Annotated in this window: 4 protein-coding genes and 1 pseudogene; all 5 read left to right on the top strand. The window is 35.0% G+C overall.

The features are described from left to right. Positions 1-363: 363 nt before the first annotated feature. A pseudogene (locus RG571_RS12130) lies at positions 364-594 on the top strand (ABC transporter permease); the annotation flags it as partial. A 766-nt stretch (positions 595-1,360) separates the two neighbouring features. Next, the gene (gene ptcA, locus RG571_RS11590; RefSeq protein WP_002339581.1) at positions 1,361-2,395 is read left to right on the top strand and encodes a putrescine carbamoyltransferase; all 1,035 of its coding nucleotides are present in this window, start codon (positions 1,361-1,363) and stop codon (positions 2,393-2,395) included. 111 nt (positions 2,396-2,506) lie between these two features. After that, on the top strand, positions 2,507-3,895 hold the full coding sequence (locus RG571_RS11595; RefSeq protein WP_002339582.1) for an APC family permease: 1,389 nt from the start codon (positions 2,507-2,509) through the stop codon (positions 3,893-3,895). Next, positions 3,882-4,988, top strand: coding sequence for an agmatine deiminase (gene aguA, locus RG571_RS11600; RefSeq protein ID WP_002339583.1), 1,107 nt, complete (start codon positions 3,882-3,884; stop codon positions 4,986-4,988). Before RG571_RS11595 ends, aguA begins: the two co-directional genes overlap by 14 nt. Continuing rightward, the coding region (gene arcC, locus RG571_RS11605; RefSeq protein ID WP_308947704.1) for a carbamate kinase at positions 4,985-5,866 on the top strand (882 nt) is incomplete at its 3' end. The genes aguA and arcC, both read left to right, overlap by 4 nt.

A 5,866-nucleotide genomic window follows, 5' to 3' on the forward strand; every position in this document is an offset into this window, starting at 1 on the left:
CATCGTATGCACCTGATTTTTTTCTAAGCCTCGATACCTGATGCAGCGCATTCCATGTTTTTTCTCATAAAGCGAAAAAAGAGGAGCAGGAAGTCAAGACAGAAGTCAGTTTTGAAATCTATTTCAAACAAGTTTCTGGTGGACCTGTGACTTATCCTGTAGAAGATTACAATTATCTTTTTAATGGGGTAAAACTGTAGAAGTTTTTGCAGGTGTTGCTATTACATGTTGTGATCATTTTCTTTTTATCATTACTAAAGAAATCAGAACAGATCTCATTGAAAAAGTTGAACAATTTCACCTTGTCCCAGTTAAGTTTTCGTATTCGTGAATATACACAAATGCTTTCAATGGTCGCTATACGGATTGCTTAAACAATCGATCCGTAGAGAAGTAGGTGTGTTATTCTTAGCACTAGGAATCTTAGGTGTAGTCCATGTCTTGTTCGGATTACAAATGTTTGGTCTATTCATGCAAAATCCATACAAAAATATTTGGGCACCATTTACGATCTTCTTCGTATTGTATTTCATCTACTATGTACTGACGACATGGTTATATACAAGGATTGTATTACAAGACAAAAATAAGTAGGTATCATTTTGCTAATATGAACAAATATCAAGACCAATCAGAATTTGGCTTAAGAATTTTTTGCCCTAAATACTGTCAATTAAAAATTTTTACATTTGCCAGTGTGACTTAAATTTATTTTCTACTTGCCAATGCCTCTTATCTAAAAATTAGCAACGTGTTTGTTAACTAGAAATTTGTTCAACTTTTAAATGAAGCTTCAATTTAACCAATGAAATTAGAATAAAGGAAAGGTTATACTAATATCTTATTGTCATTTGAAAAATTGGCATATACGGTCATAGTAAGGCAATAACGGAATATTACAATTGAACTAGACTAAAATAAAAAGGGTCTTTGTAACATTAACTAAGTGTTACAAAAGATCCTTTTTTGTTTTAGAAAAATTGCGGAATACTTTCACACACGGAACGACAAACTATTAGGTGAGAAAAATGATATTTACTATAAAAGAAACATAGTATAACGAAAATTTGGTTTATTTTAACAGTAATGAGGTTAAAAAGGATGGCTACCAAATGGCAACATTTGAAGAAGTTTTTTAAAACAATGGTATCGGTTAAATTGCATCCTTAAGTCTTTAAGCAATTTAAGATTGTTAGTGTAACTTGTTACATAAAATGTAACAAATTTTCTTTAAATGACTTTGATTTCTAAAGTGTTAAATCCGCTTTCATAAATCTCGAAAGACGCTTATTCTAAATATGTCAGATATATTACTCGAGTAAAAGACATATCAATTAAAAATTTCGAAGGAGCGTTAATTATGCAGAAAAGAGATTTTATCGATACAAATGATTTTACAAAAGAAGAAATCGATTACTTAATCAAACTAGGATTAAAAATCAAAAAAAGTATTAAGTATGGTCATTACCCATTACTACTTAAAAATAAAACACTAGGTATGATTTTTGAACAGTCTTCCACTCGAACCCGTGTTTCATTTGAAACCGCAATGGAACAATTAGGAGGACACGCTCAATATTTAGCACCTGGTCAAATACAACTAGGAGGACATGAAAGTCTTGGTGATACTGCACGAGTATTATCACGTTTAGTAGATATATTAATGGCTCGAGTTGAACGTCATGAATCAGTGGTTTCGTTGGCAAAGAACGCAACAATTCCAGTTATTAATGGCATGAGTGATTACAACCATCCTACGCAAGAACTAGGCGACATTATTACGATGACTGAACATTTACCGAAAGGAAAAAAATTATCTGATTGTAAAATTGTTTTTGTTGGAGATGCAACGCAAGTTTGTGTATCTACCATGTTTATGGCAACAAAAATGGGAATGGATTTTGTTCAATACGGACCAGAGGGATTCCAAATTAAAGAAGAAGCATTAGAAATAGGGAATGAAAATGCCAAAAAATCAGGAGGAAGTGTGCAGATCACAGAAGATGTTAATGTGGCTCTTAAAGATGCGGACTTTGTCTATACGGATGTGTGGTATGGCTTATATGAAGCGGAATTATCTGAAGAAGAACGGATGAATATTTTCTATCCAACCTACCAAGTAAATAATGAATTGATGAAAAAAGCTTCACCACATGCAAAATTTTTGCACTGCTTACCAGCAACACGCGGTGAAGAAGTTACAGATGAAGTGCTAGATGGTGAACAATCTATCGTATTAGATGAAGCAGAAAATCGATTAACAGCTATGCGTGCTTTATTAGTTTATTTTTTGAATCCATATTTGGATTATGCCGATCAAGCTTTAGCAGAAAAATTTGATGGGGAATTGCAGTGTATGCTGAAACCTAAACGTCAATTAGAACGAAGAGATTAGCAAGAACTTGCTTAAGCAGTAGAAGAGACGTGTGAATTTTTTGCTAATTCATAGAGAATAAAAAAATTTACACGTACTTTTCATAAAAGGCTCATCGAAAGGAGCACAATAATGAAAGAAAAAAAGAAATTCCGTTTATTTGATGCAGTATTGATGGCCGTTGTAGTTATCTTAGTGGTAGAGTCGGCAGCACCAGCTGCTGCAATCGGCTCTTCGCAATTTTTTTGGTGGGGTTTATTGTTGATATTATTTTTCTTACCTTACGGATTAATATCAGCTGAACTTGGTACGACATATGACGGCGAAGGAGGGATCTATGACTGGGTTAAAAAAGCTTATGGAAGAAAGTGGGGTGCTAGAGTCGCTTGGTTTTACTGGATTAATTTTCCTATTTGGATGGCGAGTCTCGCCGTTTTATTTCAAGAAGTATTAACTCAAATTTTTCAGTTAAACTTTAGTACGCCTCTACTAATTATGTTGCAGTTGGTATTTGTCTGGATTGTTACGATAATTAGCTGTTACCCTGTTAGTGATAGTAAGTGGATCTTAAATATCGCTGCATTTGCGAAAGTGGCAATCATGATATGTCTTGGTGTTTTGGGTATCTATCATGCATTAACAAAAGGAATGGCTAATAACTTTTCTGGAACAGCTTTGTTACCTAAACTAGATATTCAAAATTTTAGTTTTTTATCTGTTATCTTGTTTAATTTTTTAGGATTTGAAGTGGTCACTACTCTAGCAAATGAAATGGATAACCCTAAAAAACAAATTCCACAAGCTATTATTTATGGTGGTGTTTTGATCGCCTTTTTCTATTTGTTTGCTGCATTTGGAATGGGAGCGGCGGTACCAGCAGATCAATTATCTGCTTCTGGAGGATTAATTGACAGCTTTATTTTGCTTTTTGGGGGATTGAATCCTTTTGTTGTATTAATCGGTATTTTCTTCATGTATACGCTGGCAGCAAACTTGATTTCTTGGTCCTTAGGAGTAAATTATGTCGCTTTGTATGCTGCAAAAAATCATGATATGCCTCTAATTTTCGCTAAAAAAAGTCAAAAAAATGATATGCCAGTAGGAGCTTCTGTCACTAATGGTATTATTGCTTCACTTCTAATTATTATTGCACCCTTTATCCCAAATGAGAATATTTTTTGGGCGTTTTTCTCACTAAATGTAGTAGCATTGTTACTTTCTTATATTATGATGTTTCCAGCGTTCTTGAAGTTAAGAAAAATCGATTCTCATGTTGTTCGTCCATTTAAAGTTCCTGGACCAAATTGGTTGTTAAAATTAATGACGATTATCCCAATGTTGTTGCTAATCGCGACACTACTTTTTTCTGTAGTTCCTCTAGATTCAAGTTCTTCAGAGATAAATACTAAAGTACCCGTGTTGCTCGGAACAATTTTTGCCTTTGTTATTGGTGAAATCGTGATTCACTATTCGTCAAAAGAAAAAAAAGATAAAGGAGTGCTTACTGATGAAAACAATTGATAGTTCACCTAAAAAAGATCATTTTAGAATGCCCGGAGAATTTTCGGCGCATGAAGGAGTATATATGTTGTGGCCACAACGTCCTGATAATTGGCGAGATGGAGGAAAACCAGCCCAGCGAGCTTTCGTAGAGGTTGCTAGAGCGATTGCCAATTTTGAGCCTGTTACAATGGGTGTGAATTCTGATCAGTATGATAATGCTCGCCACATGCTTCCCGAACATATACGGGTGGTAGAGATTGCTAATAATGATTCATGGGTTCGAGATTGTGGTCCTACTTTTGTTACAAATAGTCAAGGAAAAGTTCGAGGTGTGGATTGGACATTCAACGCTTGGGGCGGGCTGGAAGATGGTCTTTATTTCCCTTGGGATCAAGACGATCAAGTTGCACAAAAAATTTGTGAAATTGAATGGAAGGACCGTTATCGTTTAGATAATTTTGTTTTGGAAGGGGGATCTATCCATGTTGATGGAGAAGGTACATTAATTACCACAGAAGAGTGCTTATTATCAAAAGGACGTAATCCACAGCTATCAAAAGAACAAATTGAAAATATTTTAGGAGAGTATCTAAATATTGATAAGGTAATTTGGTTAAAGCGCGGAATTTATTTAGATGAAACGAATGGCCATGTAGATAATATTGTTAATTTTGTAGCGCCTGGTGAAGTTGTTTTAGCTTGGACAGATGATAAGCAGGATCCACAATATGAAATTTCTAAAGAATGCCTAGAAATTCTGGAAAACTCCGTAGATGCAAAAGGTCGAAATATTCATGTAACAAAATTGCATGTGCCTACGCCTATACTTATTAACGAAAAAGAAAGTCATGGAGTAGATACCATAAATGGTACACTTCCACGTCAAAAAGGAGATCGTTTGGCAGCAAGTTATGTAAATTACTATACAGCAAATGGAGGAGTTATTTATCCATTATTTGATGATCCAATGGACGAAAAGGCAAAGGAAACATTGCAATCCTTATATCCTGATCGTAAAATTGTGGGTGTTTATACTCGAGAAATCTTATTAGGTGGAGGAAATATTCATTGTATTACGCAACAAATCCCTAAAGGAGAAAACGTGTTATGACAAAGAAAATAGTTGTGGCATTAGGAGGTAATGCAATATTAACAAATGATCCTACGGCAACAGGACAACAAAAGACTTTAGCTGAAACAGCTCAGTCATTAGCTGCTCTAGTTGAAAAAGGCTACAAGCTACTTATTACTCATGGTAACGGGCCTCAAGTAGGTAACTTATTATTACAACAAAAAGCTGGAGCAACCCAAACGAATCCAGCAATGCCACTTGATACCAATGTTGCTATGACTCAAGGCAGCATAGGATATTGGCTAGCACAGGCGTTAACGAATGAATTGAAGAAACGTGGTATAGAAAAATCCATAGTAGGATTGTTCACTCAAGTTATTGTTTCTGAAGAAGACCCAGGATTTAAACAGCCTACTAAACCAATTGGGCCATTTATGACGAAAGAACAGGCTGAAAAAGAAACGAGAATGACCGATTCTATCTTCAAAGAAGATGCAGGAAGAGGATGGCGTAAAGTAGTGGCTTCTCCTAAACCTATAGATATAGTTGAATCAAAAGTTATAAAAACGCTAGTTGATTCAGATGTAATTGTAATTGCAGGAGGAGGTGGTGGTATTCCGGTAATTCAAACTGGTGAAGGCCTAAGAGGTAAAGAAGCTGTGATAGATAAAGACTTTGCTTCTGAAAAACTTGCTGAAATCATTCATGCAAATGAACTGATTATCTTAACTGGTGTTGCAAATGTTGCTGTCCATTTTAACACACCGCAACAAAAAGAACTGAAAAAAATTGATATTGAGACATTAGAAAAATACAAAGATAATGGTGAGTTTGCACCAGGAAGTATGTTGCCAAAAGTGGAAGCTGCCTTAGAATTTGTTAAGAAAAAACCTAATGCGCGAGCTGTAATTACTTCT

This window comes from Enterococcus sp. FR204 (assembly GCF_031143325.1).
GTDB lineage: Bacteria > Bacillota > Bacilli > Lactobacillales > Enterococcaceae > Enterococcus_B > Enterococcus_B faecium.

What these genes read in the sequence shown, in the direction of transcription:
- ptcA (WP_002339581.1), top strand. Translation starts at nt 1,361, where the DNA reads ATGCAGAAAAGAGATTTTATCGATACAAATGATTTTACAAAAGAAGAA.
- RG571_RS11595 (WP_002339582.1), top strand. Translation starts at nt 2,507, where the DNA reads ATGAAAGAAAAAAAGAAATTCCGTTTATTTGATGCAGTATTGATGGCC.
- aguA (WP_002339583.1), top strand. Translation starts at nt 3,882, where the DNA reads ATGAAAACAATTGATAGTTCACCTAAAAAAGATCATTTTAGAATGCCC.